General features: G+C 39.7%; 21 protein-coding genes. 14 read left to right on the top strand and 7 right to left on the bottom strand.

The window, feature by feature from the left end; genetic code table 11:
- Nucleotides 1-15: 15 nt before the first annotated feature.
- The 7 genes from ACQ93I_RS13445 to ACQ93I_RS13415 form a co-directional block, all read right to left on the bottom strand.
- Entirely contained in the window at nucleotides 16-1,764 is a 1,749-nt protein-coding gene (locus ACQ93I_RS13445; RefSeq protein ID WP_431698939.1) for a hypothetical protein, read from the bottom strand.
- Between the two features lie 8 nt (nucleotides 1,765-1,772).
- Nucleotides 1,773-2,972, bottom strand: coding sequence for a DUF4249 domain-containing protein (locus tag ACQ93I_RS13440; protein ID WP_431698938.1), 1,200 nt, complete (start codon nucleotides 2,970-2,972; stop codon nucleotides 1,773-1,775).
- 11 nt (nucleotides 2,973-2,983) lie between these two features.
- Nucleotides 2,984-5,746 (bottom strand): TonB-dependent receptor, encoded by a 2,763-nt coding sequence (locus ACQ93I_RS13435; RefSeq protein WP_431698937.1) that lies wholly within the window; start codon nucleotides 5,744-5,746, stop codon nucleotides 2,984-2,986.
- A gap of 1 nt (nucleotide 5,747) precedes the next feature.
- Nucleotides 5,748-6,482, bottom strand: a complete 735-nt coding sequence (locus ACQ93I_RS13430; RefSeq protein WP_431698936.1) for a hypothetical protein — start codon at nucleotides 6,480-6,482, stop codon at nucleotides 5,748-5,750.
- 279 nt (nucleotides 6,483-6,761) lie between these two features.
- Nucleotides 6,762-7,892 (bottom strand): hypothetical protein, encoded by a 1,131-nt coding sequence (locus ACQ93I_RS13425; RefSeq protein ID WP_431698935.1) that lies wholly within the window; start codon nucleotides 7,890-7,892, stop codon nucleotides 6,762-6,764.
- A 30-nt stretch (nucleotides 7,893-7,922) separates the two neighbouring features.
- The gene (locus ACQ93I_RS13420; protein ID WP_431698934.1) at nucleotides 7,923-9,353 is read right to left on the bottom strand and encodes a SusD/RagB family nutrient-binding outer membrane lipoprotein; all 1,431 of its coding nucleotides are present in this window, start codon (nucleotides 9,351-9,353) and stop codon (nucleotides 7,923-7,925) included.
- A 10-nt stretch (nucleotides 9,354-9,363) separates the two neighbouring features.
- Nucleotides 9,364-12,582: a SusC/RagA family TonB-linked outer membrane protein gene (locus ACQ93I_RS13415; protein ID WP_431698933.1), complete on the bottom strand. Its 3,219-nt coding sequence runs from the start codon at nucleotides 12,580-12,582 to the stop codon at nucleotides 9,364-9,366.
- Nucleotides 12,583-13,055: 473 nt separating this feature from the next.
- On the opposite strand from ACQ93I_RS13415, the gene rpsL reads away from it, so the two are divergent.
- The 14 genes from rpsL (at nucleotide 13,056) to rpsQ (ending at nucleotide 21,267) form a co-directional block, all read left to right on the top strand.
- A complete protein-coding gene (gene rpsL / locus ACQ93I_RS13410) occupies nucleotides 13,056-13,430 on the top strand; it encodes a 30S ribosomal protein S12 (protein WP_029037125.1) in 375 nt (124 codons plus the stop codon).
- A 45-nt stretch (nucleotides 13,431-13,475) separates the two neighbouring features.
- On the top strand, nucleotides 13,476-13,952 hold the full coding sequence (gene rpsG, locus ACQ93I_RS13405; protein ID WP_266070236.1) for a 30S ribosomal protein S7: 477 nt from the start codon (nucleotides 13,476-13,478) through the stop codon (nucleotides 13,950-13,952).
- A 3-nt stretch (nucleotides 13,953-13,955) separates the two neighbouring features.
- Nucleotides 13,956-16,067 carry an elongation factor G gene (fusA, locus tag ACQ93I_RS13400; protein WP_431698932.1) on the top strand — a complete coding sequence of 704 codons (2,112 nt, stop codon included), beginning with the start codon at nucleotides 13,956-13,958 and terminating at the stop codon, nucleotides 16,065-16,067.
- A 12-nt stretch (nucleotides 16,068-16,079) separates the two neighbouring features.
- Nucleotides 16,080-16,385 (top strand): 30S ribosomal protein S10, encoded by a 306-nt coding sequence (rpsJ, locus tag ACQ93I_RS13395; RefSeq protein WP_010181931.1) that lies wholly within the window; start codon nucleotides 16,080-16,082, stop codon nucleotides 16,383-16,385.
- 159 nt (nucleotides 16,386-16,544) lie between these two features.
- Nucleotides 16,545-17,156: a 50S ribosomal protein L3 gene (gene rplC / locus ACQ93I_RS13390; protein WP_431698931.1), complete on the top strand. Its 612-nt coding sequence runs from the start codon at nucleotides 16,545-16,547 to the stop codon at nucleotides 17,154-17,156.
- Nucleotides 17,156-17,785: a 50S ribosomal protein L4 gene (gene rplD / locus ACQ93I_RS13385; protein ID WP_431698930.1), complete on the top strand. Its 630-nt coding sequence runs from the start codon at nucleotides 17,156-17,158 to the stop codon at nucleotides 17,783-17,785. Before rplC ends, rplD begins: the two co-directional genes overlap by 1 nt.
- Nucleotides 17,786-17,790: 5 nt before the next feature.
- Nucleotides 17,791-18,081: a 50S ribosomal protein L23 gene (rplW, locus tag ACQ93I_RS13380; RefSeq protein WP_029037130.1), complete on the top strand. Its 291-nt coding sequence runs from the start codon at nucleotides 17,791-17,793 to the stop codon at nucleotides 18,079-18,081.
- A 9-nt stretch (nucleotides 18,082-18,090) separates the two neighbouring features.
- Nucleotides 18,091-18,918 carry a 50S ribosomal protein L2 gene (gene rplB, locus ACQ93I_RS13375; RefSeq protein ID WP_431698929.1) on the top strand — a complete coding sequence of 276 codons (828 nt, stop codon included), beginning with the start codon at nucleotides 18,091-18,093 and terminating at the stop codon, nucleotides 18,916-18,918.
- A 6-nt stretch (nucleotides 18,919-18,924) separates the two neighbouring features.
- On the top strand, nucleotides 18,925-19,203 hold the full coding sequence (gene rpsS / locus ACQ93I_RS13370) for a 30S ribosomal protein S19 (protein WP_029035468.1): 279 nt from the start codon (nucleotides 18,925-18,927) through the stop codon (nucleotides 19,201-19,203).
- A gap of 8 nt (nucleotides 19,204-19,211) precedes the next feature.
- Nucleotides 19,212-19,619, top strand: a complete 408-nt coding sequence (gene rplV, locus ACQ93I_RS13365) for a 50S ribosomal protein L22 (RefSeq protein WP_266070241.1) — start codon at nucleotides 19,212-19,214, stop codon at nucleotides 19,617-19,619.
- A gap of 8 nt (nucleotides 19,620-19,627) precedes the next feature.
- On the top strand, nucleotides 19,628-20,350 hold the full coding sequence (rpsC, locus tag ACQ93I_RS13360; RefSeq protein WP_266070242.1) for a 30S ribosomal protein S3: 723 nt from the start codon (nucleotides 19,628-19,630) through the stop codon (nucleotides 20,348-20,350).
- A 19-nt stretch (nucleotides 20,351-20,369) separates the two neighbouring features.
- Complete coding sequence (gene rplP / locus ACQ93I_RS13355; protein WP_266070243.1) at nucleotides 20,370-20,789, top strand: 50S ribosomal protein L16; 420 nt, start codon at nucleotides 20,370-20,372, stop codon at nucleotides 20,787-20,789.
- Between the two features lie 11 nt (nucleotides 20,790-20,800).
- Nucleotides 20,801-20,992, top strand: a complete 192-nt coding sequence (gene rpmC / locus ACQ93I_RS13350) for a 50S ribosomal protein L29 (RefSeq protein ID WP_097056535.1) — start codon at nucleotides 20,801-20,803, stop codon at nucleotides 20,990-20,992.
- A 17-nt stretch (nucleotides 20,993-21,009) separates the two neighbouring features.
- Nucleotides 21,010-21,267 (top strand): 30S ribosomal protein S17, encoded by a 258-nt coding sequence (gene rpsQ / locus ACQ93I_RS13345; protein WP_093113468.1) that lies wholly within the window; start codon nucleotides 21,010-21,012, stop codon nucleotides 21,265-21,267.
- Nucleotide 21,268: the final 1 nt, after the last annotated feature.

The raw sequence follows: 21,268 nt of genomic DNA, 5'->3' as shown, positions 1-21,268 counted from the left end.
CTCTTGAAAATTACTTTATTCTTCAGCCTGCACTGTAAAAGTTCTTTTTACAGACACAGGTTTTCCTGTATTTGTGAACCCTTCAAGATGAATTTCAAAAGTTCCGGGAACATCAGAAGTGAAGAAATTCATTTTTTCTTCGGAAGAATCCATTTCTACTGAAGGCACCCACAGAAGTTGTGTTCTTAGATCTGGAATCCTTGACAGTTGATTATCTGAAGAAGTGGCATAAGACTGTTTAAAATAGTTCTTGCCGGCTTCAGGAAGTTTCATTGCTACTCTTTTGATGTAATCCTGGTTTAAAGTTTCAGAAAAATTTCCCTCGATCGTTTCAACATCAACAATTCCGGCGAAAATATGAGAGCCTAAAAAGAAGTTATCCCTCAAAATCTTTATGCTCTTCACGTATTTTGCCGGATAGTTGATCAAGAGATCGTGATCTTGTACCATCGCGCCGTCTACGATAAGCAGCGCCGGAAGATAAAAATTAGTTGCGCCGTCTGTCTGGTTTATCACGAATTGAGAGCCGTCTTTGCTCCTGGCCAGGTGGGCAAACATGACAATTTCAACCATGGTTTCTTTTATAGTGGGAAACCTGGTGTAGTCATCCAGATTGTAGACGGTAGGCTCTTGAGTGTAAAAAGGTTCTTTTTCAGTTATAACTTTTAAAGTGTCGGGTTTAACGCTGTAATATGCATTTTCAATCTGAACCTGTACGCTGCGGTCAAGAATATAATCTTTCATGGCAGGGGTAATCTTAAAATCGGCGAACTTCAAATCAGGATTGGAGATTTGAGGTAAAGGATCAAGTTTGATCTCATAATTTTCGGTTTCATCTCCTAAAATTTGCATTAAAGCTTCGGGGGTGTCGTAGGCTTCATCTAAATTGAGATAGAATTTCCCCTGCTTGTTTGTAGTTGCGATCTTGAGCATGTAATCTTCACCCGGAAGGGAGAAAGCCAGTTTCTTTCCTGATAAATTGCGGGCTGCTTCTGGCGTTTTTGCCACAATTCGGCCGGAGATGAGATTGCCTCTTGCTTCAGGAAGAAAAACTGAATCTCTATTGTGTTCGGTGCCAGAAGAAGAAAGCTCAAAACCTTCAGAAGTAAATGTATTGGGAACTGGGATAGTGTCTTTTTGTCGAACAGAAAGGGAATAATTGCCCGATTGCCCTTCAAGGTTGAAAGCAACTTTTTCTCTCCTCTCAAAAATGTCATTTTTCAAGGTGATTTTTACCGGGCTGTTATTACTGGCAACAGAAGTCTTTTGTGGTGCCGGAGATTGAGAAATGTCGGCATCACCTTCAGAATTTGATAAAATAGCCGAAGAATCACCGCGATATGGATTAATTATGGCCACATCACCTGCGAAATAAGCGTTGTGATTCCTCATCCAGTTAGAATAGCTCAATAATTTATAATTTCCGGATGGTACAGTGGTAGGGATAAAGAAATCTCCCTGCGCCTGTCCATTTTTCAGCAGAAGTTTATGCTTAAAAATGGTATTTCCATCTTCTCCTATTAATTCTACATAAGCGACTTTACTTACGTGACTTAAATTTCCTGTTTCTGTCTCCAGATTATAGAGCTTATAATACAGGTATTCTCCCGGGAATAATAAGGGCGAATTGTAGTGAACAAAGATCTTTTCCTGCGGAACTTTTTGGAGTAGCGCTGCACCTGCTGAAATATCTACGGCCTGAGCATAAAAGTGCATAGGGAGGAGGAGAAAACAAAAGATAAAGGAGAAAGAAAGGTTTTTCATGATAAAATTTATTCAATCCAGAATTCAGGTGCTTCATTAGAGCCGTAAACGGTGCAGTCTACGCACTCTGTGGCAATTACTCTCATGGGGCCTTCGCCTAATTCTCCCGCAACAGGGGCGCCGGCAAGGCTAAAGTATCTCACTGTTCCACCTTTAATCATGCCTATAGGGGTGTCAAAGTTTTCTCCCGGCCGGAATATCAAACAAGATTCGGGAAATTGTGGCCGGGGTTCATCAAATGCAAAGAAATCATGATAGTTGAAATAGACCCTTTTTGAAGAGGTAGATGAGAGGGTAAAGAATCCCAGTACTTTTTCATCTTCATTATCTACAGCCCGAATATTTCCGTTTACAAAACCAGGTTGCGTGGGGCTCAAGACACTCCCTGAACCTGAGATCTTCTTGAGGGTAGAATAGTAAGAAAAGGCTTCAGGTGTTAAAGAATACTGTTTGACCAGGATACTGTAACGCTGTGCCAGCACAGGGTTCTGTTTATTAATAAAACGCACCACAAAAGAATTAAGGTTATTGTCGCTTAGGGAACTTGTGTTTGAGAGAATTATATCGTTAGACGGCACCGTATTATAACATACCGTTTCCTGGCGCGTGTTTGGAACTATGCTCCAGTCGCTTCCCTGGAACTCAATAGTGTTACGAACAGTGTAAGGAGACACAATTTTGTAGGTTTCTTCATATTCGTACAGCGCAAAATTGGAGGCTGAAGAGGAATATTCGCTGTCGACCATTAGTGCAACTCCATCTTCTCCCTGGTAGAAACTGCGTTCGGCATAAAGGTCATCGATTTTGGCTCCGGGAACCAGAGTTGCAGCATCTGAAGTATAGGTTTTTCCGTCTCCGGTTTGTATTTGAAGTTGATAAGTGTGTTGGGCACCGGCAGCAAATGCTGTGTTAGAAAGATAAATTCCGGGGGTATCTGATTCATAGAATTGGAATTCCCTGTTGTTGTCTTCGATAACAGTGACAGTGGCGTTTGTTTCTGCAGTAGGCGCTTTCTTTTCCAGCCCGTACGTACGGGTGAGCTTTACCTGCTGGAATTTGACTTCATCGGTAATTAGAGCCTCTACCACCAGCAAATCTTCAAAAGTTTCGGTTTCAAAATCGTAGGGTTCCACACAACTATTCACCACTATGGCAGAAAGCAGCAGTATAAAAAGGCGAATGACAGATTTAATATTGATACAGCTCATATTCTTCCGCTTTAAAATCTGAAATTATAGGTAATTGTAGGTACAGGTATTGAGAAAATGGAGCTTTTATATGCTTTTACTTCCCCCTCTTCAGTCACAAAAAATACTGAATACGGATTATTTCTTCCCAATACGTTATACACTGAAATATTCCAGAAACTGTGTGCAAATTTTTTGATCTTGTGATTGCCTTCTACGTTAAAACTGAGGTCCAGCCGGTAATAGTCAGGAATCCTGAATTGGTTTCGGTCACTATACAAGACATATTCTATCCCGTTTTGCACGTATTTTCCAGTGGGATAAGTTACGGGGCGACCAGTTTGATAAACGAAATTAGCCGAAAAACTAAAACGCTGTGTCACCTTATAATTGGCCACCACGCTAAGATCATGGGGCTTGTCATAGTTTGCCGGGAAATATGCACCGTTATTTACACTTTGCTCATTAAAGGCGCCATCCAGCTTCAATTCAGATCTGGAGTAGGTGTAGCCCAGCCAGCCGTTGAGCCGTCCTTCTGTTTTTTTCAGAAGAAATTCGGCGCCAAAAGAGCGGCCTTCTCCCTGTAAGACTTCAGTTTCTATATTCTCATTTAGAAAAAGTTGGGCACCTACCTTGTAGTCGAGTATGTTTTTTGATTGCTTGTAGTATCCTTCTGCACTCACTTCGTACATATTGTTGTTGAAGTTTTTGTAAAGTCCGAGAGAATATTGGTGTGCACGTTGAGGTGCTATGTTATCATCGGTTAGTTTATAGGTATCGGTAGGGGAGACTGTAGTATTGTTTGATAGGGTATGGATATACTGGTATGCGTTGTTGTAACTGAGCTTAAGAGAGAGGTCGGGAAGCAGGGAGTATCGTGCCGAAAGCCGTACTTCGGGTCCGCCATAGGTTTCAATTACTTCATTGTTCCCGTAGTGTATGGTGTCTATTACTGTTGCCTCAGATTTTGGAAGTCCTTCTTCATAAATATTCTGGTCTTTTTCTCCCAAAGCTGCATAATGAGAGTATCGCAAGCCGGCACTAAGAAGCAATTTGTCATTGACTTTAAAATTGTCGGCAATGTAAATAGCAGATTCCAGACCTTTTTCCTTCTGAATTTCGAGGGGTTCTATTATAGATTCGCTTCCCAAAGGCTCTATTTCACCTGGATGGACATTGTACAATTTGGTTGAAATACCATAGTCGAATTTATGAGCAGCACTATGCAGATATCTCATGTTAAGTTTAATTTCACTTTCATTTATTTTATAGCCTGAAGTGAAATTGTTATTGTAGTCGCTCTCATAATCTATATCAAAATTATACTGACTGTTGGTGAGGATAAGACTGCCATCATTTTTTTCATTGAGCTTATGGTTGAGCTTCATTGAAAACAGTAGGTTTTGATAATTAAATAAAGAATCGGAGGTAATACTGTAGTTATCCCGGCTATAATACCCTGTGGTTTGAAGGTTCGTTTTGTCGTTAAATTTATGGTTGTATTTTGCAATGACATCGTAAAAGGAGGCTTTACTATCTTTTAGCGATTCGTCGTCAAGATTTTTTAAAATCCAATCGGAATATGTACTTCGGCCCCCAAGGAGGAGTCCTGATTTACCTTTAACAATGGGAACTTCAAGAGCAACATTGCTGGTGACAGGCCCAACGGAAACTTCTCCTGCGAATTTTTCGGTGTTTGCATCTTTGGAGGTAATGTCAAAAACTGAAGAAAGCCTTCCCCCGAATTGGGCCGGGATGTTGCCTTTATATATAGTAATATCTCCCGTGGTAAAAGGATTGATAGCAGAGAAGATTCCGAAGAAATGAGCAGGATTATAAATTACGGCATCATCAATTAAAATGAGGTTTTGATCTGTTTTTCCGCCTCTTACATTGAACCCTGCAGATCCCTCTCCTGTTGTGGAAATCCCGGGCAGGGTAACAGCGACTTTCATGACATCCCTTTCACCTAAAACCAATGGAATGTTTTTAATCTCATTCATGTCGATGTCTTCTGTGCCACCAATGGCATCCTCCACGTTCTCGGCCTGCTTTGAATCTACCAGAACTTCTCCCAGTAGCTCATAATCTTCTTTGAGGCTTAAATTATAGGTGCCATCACTAAATATTACGAGTCTAGTTACAACATCTTCATTACCCAGAGATCTTGTTTCCAGGAGGTGTTCTCCAGCCGGTAATCTGAGGCTGTAATTTCCATCTACGTCTGTAACTGTACCAATGTCGGTACCCTGAATAAGAACTGAGAGGTTTGAGATAGGCTCTCCTGTTTTTTGATTTGTAACCTGTCCGCTTAAATTAAAATTATCAATTTCAATCGCCCTCTTTTCTTTACCAATAAAGACCGTTTTATTTGCTATTTTTGGATTGTTTTCCTTGACATAAAAGACGGGATTATATTCTCTGGTTTCTTTGGGCGTGGCAATCGCTATTTGTGTAGTGTCCGGGAAGAAGCCTTTGGGTAACTGATCATAGATGATGTTGCTTTTGGTGATGATAATTCTATTGTCATCTAAAAGGTAATAATTTAGGAGTGTTTGTTCCAGAACCTCCTTTAGAACTTCGTTGACTGGAATGTTGCTGTAGTTTGCTATCACCTTTTTATCTTTTACCCAATCTCCAATGTAGAAAAAATGCAGATCAGTTTGCTGTTCTATTTCCCTAAGAACATCTTCAAGAGTGCTTTCTTCTAGAGACAGCGAAACTTTAGGTAAATTCTCCTGAGCCAATAGTAACTGGAAGGAGAGGAGCATAATCAGAGTAAAAATTTTCTTCAATCTAGTTGAGGTTTAATTTTGAAGTTGATGGTGCCAAATTTTGAAATAACGCAGTTAGAAATTCATCTTGATCTGATTTCTGTCGGCGTGAATTATTCCGGTAAAAATTTTCAATTTGTTCTTCCTTGTTAGGAAACAACTTACGGATAGATCTTCTCGAATCAATTTTGCTGAGGGTGTTTTCAATGGACACAAAGTATTCGGGAGAATCTTCTTTAAACTCAAAATAGGCGAAATTCTGGTCTAAATGTTTTTTTAGTTTTTTATGATGCTTCTTTAGTAATAGAATATCATCGCTGTCTAAAAGAATTTCATAGAATTGTGGTTTTTCATCCGGACTTGCACTTAAAGAAATAAAGCTGTGGTTTTCTATATTAAAAGCCTTCACTTTAGATTTGTGCAAATTAATAGTTGTAGCGCCACCGGTTGTGGGAATTCGTACTAATAAGAGATCATCATAGATGTTGTATTGCAGATCCAGATCATAATAAGGTTGGTCGTCATATAACACATTTCCATTTAGATATTTCTGGGTTTGAAAATATTTATGATGGTTGCTTTTTATGATATGCTGGTCAATATATTCTGTACCATTCGCCAGGTCGGTATTTTGAATATGTATGGCGGAGTCTAATAACTTATATACAGGTTTTACTTCTGTCTGGGAAAAGGTTGTTGCGGCATTTAAGGAAAGGATGAACCACAGGATTGGAATATTTCCGAAGTTTTTCAGCATTTAAAAAAGGAGTGTAAATAATCAGATTGGAAAATTAGCATATTTATATCTTATTGAGAACTAAATTTAATTTTTTTCAGGAGTAAACGTTGAATTTCCTGAAATTATTTGAAATATTGGTAATTCTGAGTTAGGGGAGTGGGGACAGATCAATTGTATTACTTACTGAGGAATATGTTTTGTGTCGATATACTCTTGAAAAGTAAATTTCCTGTTTGCCCGTAAAACAAAAAAGGCTGCCCATTTGGACAGCCTTTTCTTTTTCAAAAGATCTTATTGTTATTCAACAATAGTACCTTCCTTGTATTCAATTTCAAAGCTTACGGCGGTTCCATTAACAACTGTTACGTCACCAACTTTCATTAGGCCGTACGCAACCACTTCTTCTCCTTCAACGGTGCGAGTGGTTTTGTAAACAAATACATCTCCCGCTTCAACATTGGGTACGGAAGTAACAGGAGTTCCGTCTTCAAAAGCTTCGCGAGCATCCATAAGGTCTACGGTTGAGAAGAAATCTTCTTCTGTCACTTCAACGAAGCTGATTAGAGCATCATTTACTACTTCAAATCCTTCAACTTCTGTAAAAATAATTTCTCCTTCGCTACTGCCTTCAGCATAATTTTCTCCAGTTGCAAAACTAAACTGTGTTGCAGTAGCATCGTTAGAAATGGTTGCAGATTCGCTGCTACCAAAAACCTGAGGCACCACTACTACGCTAGTTACTACCTGATCTTGTAGGCTTCCGCTTGTAGCAGTAAACCTGTAGTATAGAGTGTCTCCCGGTGCAAGGTCATATGCCTCATAATCTAAATTGGCAAGATCAATTTCTCCTTCTTCAGGATTTAAAGTGATGTCATCTGCTTCAACATAAGTTCCTGCTTCATTTTTCTTCCATTCAAGCATGAAATCATCTATAGGTGCATTAAAGGTAGAAACAGAATAACCAAGGATAGTTTCCTCTTCGTCTGAAGTAGGATCTAAATAAGTGATCTCATCAACTTCACTAAGTTCAATTGCGTGATCAACGTTAATAGAAGCAGGATCATTTAGTACCTCTCCGCTAGATAGCATAGAAACGATTCTAAGGTCATAGGTTCCAGTAACTTCATCGTCGCCGAATTTGAAATCTCCAAGCTCAGATGTGCTAAATGTAGCTGTTCCATCTCCAATATTAGCTGTGGTCAACACATTGCCATCTCCATCCTCAATTGTAATACTTTCGAATTCAACATTATTGGTGAAAAGTTCAATGGTTACATCTTCGTTTTGGTCAAGAACGCTTATGTTGCGATCTACCAGGACCGCATTGGCCCCAACTTCTCGTGTATCGATCAGAGCTTCATCGTCATCGCAAGACCATAAACCCACTGCAAGGAAACAGAGACTTAAATATTTTAATTGTTGTTTCATTATCTTAAGATTTTGTTTTTTAGTTTTCTTTTAGTTCTGATCCCAGAATACAGGAGTTTGTTGTTCATCTCCACCTATTGCACTTGAAGCTGCTTCCCAGTTTTCACCGTTCAATGTAGCTTCACTTACAGGGTAAGTAAATCTTAATGGTACAGGAAGACCGGATTGTGCTGCGTTAGGCAATTTCGGGAAATCTAGTTTTCTCCAGGAAGACCAGGCTTCGAAACCACGGTTATACAAAGCTATCCATTTTTGAACACCAATTTTTTCTATCCAGTTAGACTGGCTATAGGCAACTGCTGGTTGTGCAATGTAAGCATTGGCTTCAGCTTCAGTTCCATCCCAATAAAGAATGGAAGAAGTAATAGCCTCATTATAGTGAGCTTCAGCGTCGGCTGTAATATAACCTCTGGCAGCAGCTTCAGCAATAAGGAATTCTACTTCAGTATAGTCTAAAAGCACACCTTCAAGTGTTGGATCTTCAAAGCGTTCGCTATATATAGTGCTATTTCCCTGAGTGTTACCATTGGCACCATAAGTTCCACCATCATAAACACCTGCACCAAGGTTCTGGGCGAAGTAATCATTTCTTCTTGGATCGTCAAGTGCATTCATTCTGTCAACAAGCGTGTTTGCTGCAACGAAATCGGCACGACCTGACTGTACAAGATCTTCCCAGATTGGGTTAGTGTTTGGAGCTGATGCTTCATAATCCATCGATGCATTGTCTGCATGAGATTCAAAAACTCCTGCTTGAATGGCTTCTGTTGCCATTTTAGCAGCTTTAGTATCATCTACATTAGCGTATCTTAAAGCTAAACGTAGTTTCAAAGAGTTGGCGAATTTAGCCCATTGTCCTGCATCTCCATTATAAAGATAATCAGCATCACCAAATCCACCGGCTCCATCATTAAGCTGGCTAATAGCGCTATCCAATCTTATTACGATATCATTATAGATAGCAGCATCGTCATCATATACAGGAGTGCTATTTTCAAGATCCAGAGCTTCTGTGTAAGGGATGTCACCAAAAGTGTCAACCAAAACATGCCATGTGAATACCTGTAGTACTTCAATCATAGCTAATTGATTTTGAATTTGAGCTTCAGAAAGAGAAGAATCAGGGTTTTCATTCAAAATCATTTTAGCCTCTTCAAGGTCTTTTAAAACATTACGGTATAAGATGATCCATTGTGAACCGTTTATGTCTCTTTCTACCAGGTTGTAGTTCGCTTCATCGGTATAGGTAGTCTCGGTCCAATATTGAGCTACCAGTTTAAAAATGCCCCTGTTAACATTTGTGCTGACCATTTGGTCAATCAAATTCTTAGTAGCATTAGAGAACAGTACATCGGCCGGTACTTCTGTAGGGGCTTTTGTATCGACATTTACTTCTGATAGGTCATCAGAACATGCTACAACCCCTGTAGCCAGTAATATGATTAAAAATAGTTTCTTCATGATATTTTTTTTAGAATTGTAGTCTTACGTTAAAACCGTACTCTCTGGCAGTTGGAATTGCTCCAGACTGGTATCCCTGAATGTTACCAGAACTTAATCCTGCTTCAGGATCTGAGTAAGGAATGTTCTTGTCGATAATCCAAAGGTTTCTTCCTACTGCAGAAAGTGTAACATCTGTCATGGAAATTTTATCGGCAATAGAGTTTGGTAAAGAATAAGATAGCGTAGCTTCTCTTAATTTTACGTAGCTGGCGTCATAGACGTGGAAAGCATTTGGTGCATAACCGTAACCTATGGCGTTTGCATAGCTGCTCATATCAGTTCTTGTTGTATTTGGAGTACCATCGGGGTTTACTCCTTCAAGAACAATACCACCACCTTGTGAGATAGGGTTTCTCATTGGGTTACCCAAATCATTAGTTCCTACAGTATTTGCAGGTACTCCGGTTGCATAACCATACCATGTGTCAAGAGAGAAGACACTTCCACCTTCCTGGATATCGATAAGGAAGCTGAATGCAATATCTTTATATGAAAAGGTGTTGCTGATACCAGCTTTCCAGTCTGGATTGATATCTCCAATAGGTTGTGGAGTTCCATCTACTACAAATCGACCATTGTTAGGATTAATAACAGGACCGCTTCCGTCTTCAAGGTAAGTGTAGTTAGTTCCCCAGATTGTTCCGTATGGTTCTCCTACTGTAGCATTGATCGAGATACCTCCCTGAAGTGATGCCAATTCAAGGTTTTGGTTACCTCCGTACAAGGATAGTACTTCACTTTCGTTAGTAAACCAGTTACCGTTAATTCTCCATTCAAAATCATCGGTTCTAATTGGGCTCACGTGTAGGCTTGCTTCAAAACCTTTGTTTTCAATTTCTCCGGCATTAACCCATCTGGAAGTATAACCTGTTGCAGCTGTAATGGTAACAGGCATTAGTTGATCCTGAGAGTTGGACTGGTAAGCAGCCACATCAAAACCTAAACGTCTGTTAAAAAACTCCATTTCTAAACCAACTTCCCAACTGGTAGTGGTTTCGTTTTTAAGATCTGGGTTATTAGCTGTACTGCTTACTGAGTAAAGCGGAGTCCTAAAGTTTGTAGGGTTGTCATAAACATTCTGTACAGACAATGGTGGTGCGTAGTTACCTACTTCGGCGTAGTTGGCACGAAGTTTACCAAATGATAACCAGTCGTTGTTAAGAAATTCTGAGAATACAACACTTGTAGAAACAGAAGGATAGAAGTATGAGTTATCATCTTCAGGTAAAGAAGAAGATTCATCAACCCTTGCAGTTGCATCAAGGAACAGTAAATTTCTATAACCAAATGAGGCGCTGGCGAAGTAACCATTGGTATGTAATTCTTCAAAAGATTCAGATGGTGGCTCTAAAAGGTTCTGTGAATTTGATAAAGCGAACAGATCAGGAATTACCAATCCACCAGTAGTGCTTGCTCTCATTTGACGGAAAGTCTGTCTTCTTGCTGTAGCACCTAATAAACCAGAGAGGTTAAGGTCTTCTGAAAGGTCGTAGTCAAAGTTTAAGAGTAAATCGTAGTTCAATTCAGTATAACTTGCGTCATATCTGCTGTATGAAGACACTCCGTTACTTCCAACGTTTCTTCTTTCTTCTCTTAGGTCATTGTATGTATCCATAGAAACTCTTCCCGTAGCAGTAAACCAGTCTGTGAATTCATAGTTTATATTGAAATTACCATATAGTCTGTCTCTAACATCGGTTTGGTAATTTTCATATAACTGCCAGTATGGGTTATCTGTATAGATGGGGCTTAAGTTACCGCCTTCTGCATTTGCATAGTTCCAGGTGATGTTTCTTCCAGTAGAGAAGTAAGCATCTTTTTGAGCTTCAAAATCTACGTTGTTTTGGTTCCACTGACGCATAGACTGGAAGATGTTTGAATTATCATATCCTGTTCCATAACGACCTTTACCATCAGTGTTGGTGTAAGTAGCAGTTACTCCTGCAGTAAGTTTTTCGGTGAAATCGTGAGTAGCTTTAACATCTACTGTGTTTCTCTTAATGTTACTGTTTGGAAGGATACCTTCCTGGTCATAAAGTGTGTAGCCTAATCTATAAGTACTACGATCTGTACCTCCATCTAATGAGATGCTGTGGTTGTAAGAAACACCCGTTCTGAAAATTGACTCAGGTCCGTTTTCGGCAGCTGTCCATGGAGTAGCCTGTAGATAATTTGGAGATTCAGGATAAAGTGCATCCCATTGAAAAACCATTAGACTTGGATCGAATCTACCACCAAAGGAGGCATCTTCTGTGAAAGGAACTACAAGATCATCTGTTCCGTCTCCATCAACATCCCAGCTGTCAAAATAACCAGTTTCATAGTATTGCCCATATCCGGCACCGTATTCTTTTTGGTACTCTACGAAAGTATCATCATCCATTTCAGAAAATGTTACTCCGCTAGAAATAGTAACTCCAATATCATCGTTCTTTTGTCCTGATTTTGTAGTGATAATAATCACCCCGTTTGCAGCACGAGACCCATATAATGCAGATGCTGCAGCACCTTTAAGTACGTTTACAGATTCAACGTCATCTGGATTAATATCCATGGCTGCGTTACCGTAATCGTATCCTCCTCTACCACGGGATTGGTCAGAAGTATTGGAGTTCTCGTTACTAATTGGCACACCGTCAACTACAAATAGAGGCTGGTTGTTACCAGTTAATGAAGTGTAACCACGAATAATCACGTTTGAAGAACCACCAAGGGTACTACTCTTCTTAATGTCCAAACCGGATACTTTACCCGATAAAGAGTTAATGAAGTTACCTTCTTTAGCCGTGTTTACTTCGGCTCCGCTAACTTCTTCGGTAGCATAACCAAGAGATCTTTTTTCACGCGAAATCCCGAGGGCAGTTACTACAACTTCTTCAAGTTGAGCAGCATCGGGCTTTAAGATCACATCGATTGTGTCTACATTGGTAACAGGGTATTCGACTGTTTGCATTCCCAGGTAAGAAAAAACCAGGACTTCTCCCTGACTCACCTCAAGAGAGTAATTACCGTCGAAATCTGTCTGCACCCCTTTGGTAGTACCTTTAACAAGTACGTTCACCCCAGGGAGAGGCATCCCATTACCATCAGTCACAGTACCGGAGACTGTGAGGTCTTGTTGTGCAAAGGAAATTTGCACAACTAACGCCAATAATAGCGTTAGCATTCCACTTAATTTTGTTTTCATTTTAATGATTTGTTTGAATTAGCCAGTGCCAAATTTGAAGATAAATTGTCATCCTGACAACTTTTTCTCTTTAAAACTTTAGTATAATCTTAAAACTGCTGCAATATTTAAGCTTTCATTAACGTTTTGAAGCCGTTTTAGCATTTAATGTAGTGGCTTCATTTTCAGGACTGGGCGTGCTGTATGTTAAAGTGTGATGAATATCATTTGTGGGGTGAAAATAAATTGATAAAAAAAATTCTTTTTACCCTGAAGAGAAATCTTAAAATAAAAACATTGGTAAAAGCAGAAAGTATTGGTGACAAGTTTGGGTGAGGTGTCAAAAATGGCAAAAGTCAAGCGAGTTTTTTTCTTTTTGATAATGCCTCTGAAAATTAATTGCTTAAGATTTGAATTATTGGGTTTTATTTCTACCTTTGCAGACCTTTTTAGAAAAGGGTAATATCAAATAAATAATTAGTGTAAAAGAAATTATGCCAACAATTTCACAATTAGTACGAAAAGGAAGAGCCACAATTACCAAGAAGAGTAAATCGGCTGCTTTGGACTCGTGCCCTCAAAGACGGGGAGTATGTACTCGTGTTTACACCACTACACCTAAGAAACCAAACTCTGCTATGCGTAAAGTGGCAAGGGTTAGGTTGACTAATGGTAAAGAGGTGAACGCTTACATCCCTGGTGAAGGTCACAACCTCCAGGAGCACTCGATAGTATTGGTTAGAGGCGGAAGAGTTAAAGATTTGCCTGGAGTTAGGTATCATATTGTACGTGGTGCTCTGGATACTGCCGGTGTTGCAGGAAGAACCCAGAGGCGTTCAAAGTATGGTGCTAAAAAGCCGAAGAAATAAATTTATTTCCAGGGCAAGTAACAATTAACTTATTACAAAGAAGAAATGAGAAAAAGACAGGCGAAAAAAAGGCCACTTTTACCAGATCCAAAGTTTAATGATCAGTTAGTAACGCGTTTTGTTAACATGATGATGTGGGATGGTAAAAAATCTGTTGCCTTTAAAGTTTTCTATGATGCTATTGCTATCGTAGAGGAGAAAAAACAGGATGAAGAAAAAACTGCACTTGAGCTTTGGAAAGATGCTCTCTCTAATGTTATGCCTCACGTTGAAGTGCGTAGCCGTAGAGTAGGTGGTGCTACTTTTCAAATTCCAATGCAAATTAGACCAGATCGTAAGGTTTCAACTGCTATGAAGTGGTTGATCTCTTATTCGAGGAAGCGTAACGAGAAATCTATGGCCCAAAGACTTGCGTCTGAGATTCTTGCTGCAGCTAAAGAAGAAGGTGCGGCTGTTAAGAAAAGAGTGGATACTCACAAGATGGCTGAAGCTAACAAAGCATTCTCTCACTTTAGATTCTAAAAAATGGCACAAAGAGATTTAAAATTTACAAGAAATATTGGTATTGCTGCGCACATTGATGCTGGTAAGACCACAACTACAGAGCGTATTCTCTTCTATACCGGAATAAGTCACAAAATAGGTGAAGTGCATGATGGTGCTGCTACTATGGACTGGATGGAGCAGGAGCAGGAGCGTGGTATTACTATTACTTCTGCGGCTACGCATTGTAAGTGGATGTACCGTGACCAGGAATACACTGTTAATATTATCGATACTCCGGGACACGTTGACTTTACTGTAGAGGTAGAGCGTTCACTTCGTGTTCTTGATGGTATGGTTGCTCTTTTCAGTGCGGTTGATGGTGTTGAGCCTCAATCTGAAACTGTATGGAGACAAGCCGATAAATACCGTGTTCCAAGACTTGGTTTTGTGAATAAGATGGACCGTCAGGGTGCAGACTTTTTCAATGTATGTAATCAGGTTAGAGAGATGCTAGGTGGAAACCCGGTGCCTCTTCAAGTGCCAATTGGAGATGAGGTAGACTTTAAAGGAGTTGTTGATCTTATTGCTAAAAAGGCTATCATCTGGAATGAGGAAGATTACGGAATGACTTATGAGACCATTGATATCCCTGCGGAATTAATGGACGATGTAAATAAATATAGAACTCTGCTTGTTGAGGCGGTTGCCGAGTACGATGAGGCTCTTATGGAGAAATTCTTCGAAGATGAGGACTCAATTACTGAAGATGAGATCATTGCTGCTCTAAGAGCTGCAACCATAGATATGTCTATCATTCCAATGATGTGTGGTTCTTCTTTTAAGAATAAAGGAGTTCAGGCTATGTTGGATGCTGTAATGCGTTACCTTCCATCTCCGGTAGATGTTGAAGCTATTGTTGGGGTTAATCCTGATACAGAGCAAGAAGAGAGCCGTAAGCCTCATGTTGATTCTCCTTTTTCAGCTTTAGCTTTTAAAATTGCTACCGATCCTTTCGTTGGTCGTTTAGCTTTCTTTAGAGTTTATTCGGGAGCATTAGATGCTGGTTCGTATGTTCAGAACAACCGCTCCGGAAAAAAAGAACGTATTTCGCGTATCTATCAGATGCATGCTAATAAACAACAGCCGATTGACAGAATTGAAGCTGGTGATATTGGTGCAGCTGTTGGATTTAAAGATATTAAAACAGGAGATACTTTGACAGATGAGAAGCACCCAATCGTGCTTGAATCAATGTCTTTCCCTGACCCTGTAATTGGTATATCTGTTGAGCCTAAAACCAAGGCAGATGTTGATAAGATGGGTATGGCTTTGGCTAAATTAGCTGAAGAAGATCCAACTTTCCAGGTTAAGACTGACGAAGTTTCTGGACAAACTATTATTTCAGGAATGGGTGAGCTTCACCTTGAAATTCTTGTAGATCGTTTGAAAAGAGAATTTAAAGTAGAGGTGAATGAAGGTCAGCCACGTGTTGAGTACAAAGAAACTGTTACTAAAGATGCAGATCATAGAGAAGTTTACAAAAAGCAATCTGGTGGTCGTGGTAAGTTTGGTGATATTGTATTCACATTAGGACCTGCAGACGAAGACTTTAAGGGGCCTGGACTTCAGTTTGTTGACGAGATCAAAGGTGGTCGTATTCCAAAAGAATTCATTCCATCAGTTGAAAAAGGATTCAAAGAAGCTATGAAAACCGGTCCTATGGCAGGTTTTACAATGGATACTTTAAAAGTAGTTCTTAAGGATGGGTCTTTCCACCCTGTGGATTCAGATCAGCTTTCTTTTGAATTGGCTGCAAAAATGGGATATAAAGTTGCTGCTAAAAAAGCAGGAGCTGTGATCCTTGAGCCAATCATGAAAGTTGAAGTGGTTACCCCAGAAGAGAATATGGGTGATATAGTAGGGGATTTAAACAGACGTCGTGGACAGGTGAATAATATGTCTGACAGGTCTGGTGCCAAAGTTATTAAAGCTGAAGTGCCATTATCTGAAATGTTTGGATATGTTACTACCTTGCGTACCCTGTCTTCAGGACGTGCAACTTCTACTATGGAATTTTCTCACTATGCCGAGACTCCTTCTAATATTTCAGAAGCGATCATGAAGGCAGAAAAGGGAACCGCTAACGATTAATTTATCAGGAAAATGAGTCAAAAAATCAGAATAAAACTAAAATCTTACGATCACAACCTGGTAGACAAATCTGCCGAGAAGATTGTAAAAACCGTAAAAAGTACGGGAGCTGTGGTAACTGGTCCTATTCCGTTGCCAACTCACAAGAAGATATTTACTGTATTGCGTTCTCCGCACGTTAACAAAAAGTCTAGAGAGCAGTTTCAGTTAAGCTCATATAAGAGATTACTGGATATTTACAGTTCTTCTTCAAAAACGATCGATGCTCTTATGAAACTTGAATTGCCAAGTGGAGTAGAGGTTGAGATTAAAGTGTGATCGTTGAAGAGTTAAGGCATGCCTTAACTCAACGGTTTATCTAAACATGTCCCGAGCTTTAGGCAAGGGAAAAACGGTGAAAAATACATTCAGGATTGGAAGTGTTTTTCAATCCTGAATATTTTTAAATAAATATAAATTAATAACTAATAATTAATTATGTCTGGGTTAATAGGAAAAAAGATTGGCATGACCAGCATTTTTGACGAGAACGGGAAGAACATTCCTTGTACCGTTATTGAAGCAGGACCATGCGTAATTACCCAAGTCAGAACCAAAGAGGTTGACGGGTATGAAGCTCTTCAACTTGGTTTCGATGACAAAAAGACTGCTAATAAAGCTGCCGAAGGGCACGCTAAAAAAGCCGGAGCCGCAGCAATGCGCAAAGTCGTTGAATTCAAGGGATTTGAAGGAGAGTATAAATTAGGTGATGCAATCACTGTAGAGCATTTTGCTGAAGGCGAATTTGTAGACGTTTCCGGTGTTTCTAAAGGAAAAGGTTTTCAAGGTGTTGTCAAACGTCACGGTTTTGGTGGGGTTGGACAGGCTACTCATGGTCAGCATAACAGATTAAGAGCTCCTGGTTCTATTGGTGCTGCTTCTTATCCTGCGAGAGTTTTCAAAGGAATGAGAATGGCCGGAAGAATGGGTGGCGAAAAAGTAAAAGTAGAAAACCTGAGAGTTCTAAAAGTAATAGCCGATAAGAACCTGCTTGTAATAAGCGGTGCTATACCGGGACATAAGAACTCTTACGTAATCATTCAGAAGTAATGGAAGTAGCAGTTTTAGATATAAAAGGAAAAGAAACAGGAAGAAAGGCAAACCTTTCTGATGCTGTTTTTGCAGTAGAGCCTAACAACCATGCTGTTTATCTTGATGTGAAGCAATACTTGGCCAATCAACGCCAGGGAACTCACAAAGCTAAGGAACGTGCAGAGATTGCTGGTTCTACGCGTAAAATCAAGAAACAAAAGGGAACAGGTACTGCCCGTGCGGGAAGTATCAAGTCTCCTATTTTTAAAGGTGGAGGTAGAGTTTTTGGTCCAAGACCAAGAAGTTATTCCTTTAAGTTGAATAAAAACCTAAAGAGACTGGCTAGAAAATCTGCCCTGTCTATGAAGGCAAATGATAACTCCATTATAGTAGTTGAAGATTTTACATTTGATGCTCCAAAAACTAAAAACTTCATCGATGTGTTGAAGGCTTTAGGACTGGAAGGTAAAAAATCTTTGATAGTGTTGGGTGACTCGAATAAAAACGTATATTTGTCGTCACGCAATTTAAAGACCTCTGAGGTTGTAAGTTCTTCAGAATTAAGCACTTACAAAATATTAAACGCTAATAACTTGGTGTTTTTGGAGGGGTCTCTAGAAGGAATTGAGTCGAATCTAAGTAAATAAGCATTATGAGTATCTTAATAAAACCTATTATTACAGAGAAGGCTACAGCAGATAGCGAGCTTAACAATAAGTACGCTTTTGTAGTTGATAATAAGGCGAATAAGATTGAAATTAAAGACGCAGTTGAGTCTGCTTATGGTGTTTCAGTTACTAAAGTTCGTACAATTAACGTCCGCCCGGACAGAAAAACCCGTTATACAAAAACGGGTGTTGTTACTGGTAAAACCAGTGCTTATAAAAAAGCGCTAGTACAGGTGGCGGAAGGTGAAACTATTGATTTATATAGTAATCTTTAAGATTAAAGAATGTCAGTTAGAAAATTAAAACCAATTACCCCTGGTCAGCGTTTTAGAGTAGTGAACGGATTTGACGCGATCACTACTGATAAGCCGGAGAAAAGTTTATTAGCTCCGAACAAAAGATCTGGTGGTAGAAACAGTCAGGGAAAAATGACCATGCGCTATATAGGTGGTGGTCATAAAAAGCGTTACAGGATTATAGACTTTAAAAGAGACAAGCAGGGTATCCCTGCAACAGTTGCTTCTATTGAGTATGATCCAAACAGAACAGCTTTTATCGCACTATTGAATTATCAGGATGGTGAAAAACGATATATTATTGCTCAGAATGGACTTCAGGTAGGCCAGAACATAGTTTCTGGAATGCAGGATGTAGCACCCGAAATTGGAAATGCTATGCCTTTGTCTATCGTTCCTTTGGGTACTATTATTTCTTGTATTGAGCTTAGGCCAGGACAGGGAGCTGTAATGGCTCGTAGTGCAGGTGCTTTTGCTCAGTTAATGGCAAGAGAGGGGAAATATGCTACTATCAAGTTGCCTTCTGGAGAGATCAGACGGGTGCTTGCCAGTTGTGTTGCAACTATTGGTGCTGTTTCAAACAGTGATCATCAGTTGTTGATCTCTGGTAAAGCTGGTAGACATAGATGGTTAGGTAGAAGACCAAGAACCAGGCCTGTTGTTATGAACCCGGTTGATCACCCAATGGGTGGTGGTGAAGGTCGTGCTTCAGGAGGTCACCCACGTTCTAGAAAGGGATTACCTGCAAAAGGTTACAGAACCCGTTCTAAAACGAAAGCGAGTAATAAATATATTGTAGAACGTAGAAAGAAATAATAAGATATGGCACGTTCATTAAAAAAAGGACCTTACGTTCACTATAAATTAGAACAGAAAGTTGCGCAGAATACCGAGTCTGGAAAGAAAGCGGTTATTAAGACCTGGTCAAGGGCTTCAATGATCACTCCAGATTTTGTTGGGCAAACTATTGCTGTGCACAACGGACGTCAATTTGTTCCTGTGTACATCACTGAGAACATGGTAGGTCATAAATTAGGTGAATTTTCACCAACAAGATCTTTTAGAGGTCATGCTGGTGCTAAGAATAAAGGTAAAAGATAATTGAAGCTATGGGAGTTCGTAAAAGAGAAAGAGCAGAGCAAACTAAAGAAGCTAAGAAGCAAATAGCTTTTGCTAAACTAAATAACTGCCCTACTTCGCCAAGAAAAATGCGTCTGGTTGCAGACCTTGTTCGTGGTGAAAAAGTAGAAAGAGCGCTTCAAATTTTGAAATTCAATTCTAAAGACGCGTCTAAGAGTCTTGAAAAGTTGCTTTTGTCTGCACTTGCCAACTGGCAAGCTAAGAATGAAGATGCGAGTATTGAAGATGCAGAATTGTTTGTAAAAGAGATTCGCGTTGACGGAGGAAGTATGTTGAAAAGACTACGTCCTGCACCACAGGGTCGCGCACATAGAATTAGAAAACGTTCCAACCATGTTACTTTGGTTCTTGGAGCAAACAATAATACACAAAGCTAGTTAAGAGTATGGGACAGAAAACAAATCCAATCGGGAATCGTCTTGGTATCATTAGAGGATGGGAATCCAACTGGTACGGAGGAAATGACTACGGCGATAAATTAGCCGAAGACGATAAGATTAGAAAATATATCCATGCTCGTCTTTCAAAAGCGAGTGTATCCAGAGTAATCATTGAGCGTACTCTAAAGCTTGTAACCGTTACTATCACCACAGCCCGTCCTGGTATCATTATTGGTAAAGGAGGTCAGGAGGTAGACAAGCTTAAAGAAGAGCTTAAGAAGATTACCGACAAGGAAGTTCAAATCAACATCTTTGAAATTAAAAGGCCAGAACTTGATGCTCATTTAGTGGGCTCAAGTGTTGCAAGACAAATTGAGAATCGTATCTCTTACCGTCGTGCAATTAAAATGGCTATTGCGGCTGCAATGAGGATGAATGCTGAAGGGATCAAGATTGAGATCTCAGGGCGTTTGAATGGGGCAGAAATGGCTCGTTCAGAATCCTACAAGGATGGAAGAATTCCATTGTCAACATTTAGAGCCGATATTGACTATGCTTTAGTTGAAGCTCATACTACTTATGGTAGATTGGGTGTTAAAGTATGGATCATGAAAGGTGAGGTATACGGTAAAAGAGAACTTTCTCCACTTGTTGGCATGGCCAAAAAACAAGGAGGAAAAACCGGAACCGGACGAAGCGGTGCACCAAAATCGCGTCGTAGAAAGTAATTTTTTAAAGTAAAGAAAAATGTTACAGCCTAAAAGAACAAAATATCGCAAAATGCAGAAGGGCCGTATGAAGGGTGTGTCTCAAAGAGGACACAGACTTTCAAACGGAACTTTTGGAATAAAGTCATTAGACTCTAATTTTTTGACTGCACGACAAATAGAAGCTGCGCGTATTGCTGCTACTCGTTATATGAAGAGGGAAGGATCACTTTGGATTAAAATTTTTCCAGATAAGCCTATTACAAAAAAGCCTCTTGAAGTACGTATGGGTAAAGGTAAAGGTGCCGTTGAATACTGGGCTGCAGTTGTGAAACCCGGAAGAATACTTTTTGAAGTAGGAGGTGTGCCTTTTGATGTTGCTAAAGAGGCTCTTCGCCTGGCGGCACAAAAACTTCCTGTAAAAACTAAGTTCATTGTAGCTAGAGATTATCAAGCTTAATAAGACACGTTATGAAACAATCAGAAGTTAGAGAATTGTCTGTAGCAGAATTACAGGAAGAACTTGGTAAGTCAAGGAAAGCATATTCCGATCTTAAAATGGCTCACGCAGTATCGCCATTAGAGAACCCAATACAGTTGAGAACTGTAAGAAGATCTATAGCGCGTATTGCTACAGAGTTAACTAAAAGAGAACAACAATAAGTGTTATTCTGCTGAAAATGGAAAAAAGAAACTTAAGAAAAGAACGTATAGGTGTTGTTACCAGTAATAAGATGATGAAATCTATTGTGGTTTCTGAAACTAAAAAAGTAAAGCACCCCATGTATGGAAAGTTCGTTTTGAAAACGAAAAAATATGTGGCGCACGACGAAACAAACGACTGCAACATTGGAGATACTGTAAGGATCATGGAAACACGTCCTTTGAGTAAATCAAAATGCTGGAGATTAGTAGAAATAATTGAAAGAGCGAAGTAAT

Origin of the sequence: Salinimicrobium sp. WS361 (assembly GCF_050750585.1) — a bacterium.
Lineage (GTDB): Bacteria > Bacteroidota > Bacteroidia > Flavobacteriales > Flavobacteriaceae > Salinimicrobium.
This window is presented reverse-complemented; position numbering and strand designations above follow the sequence as displayed.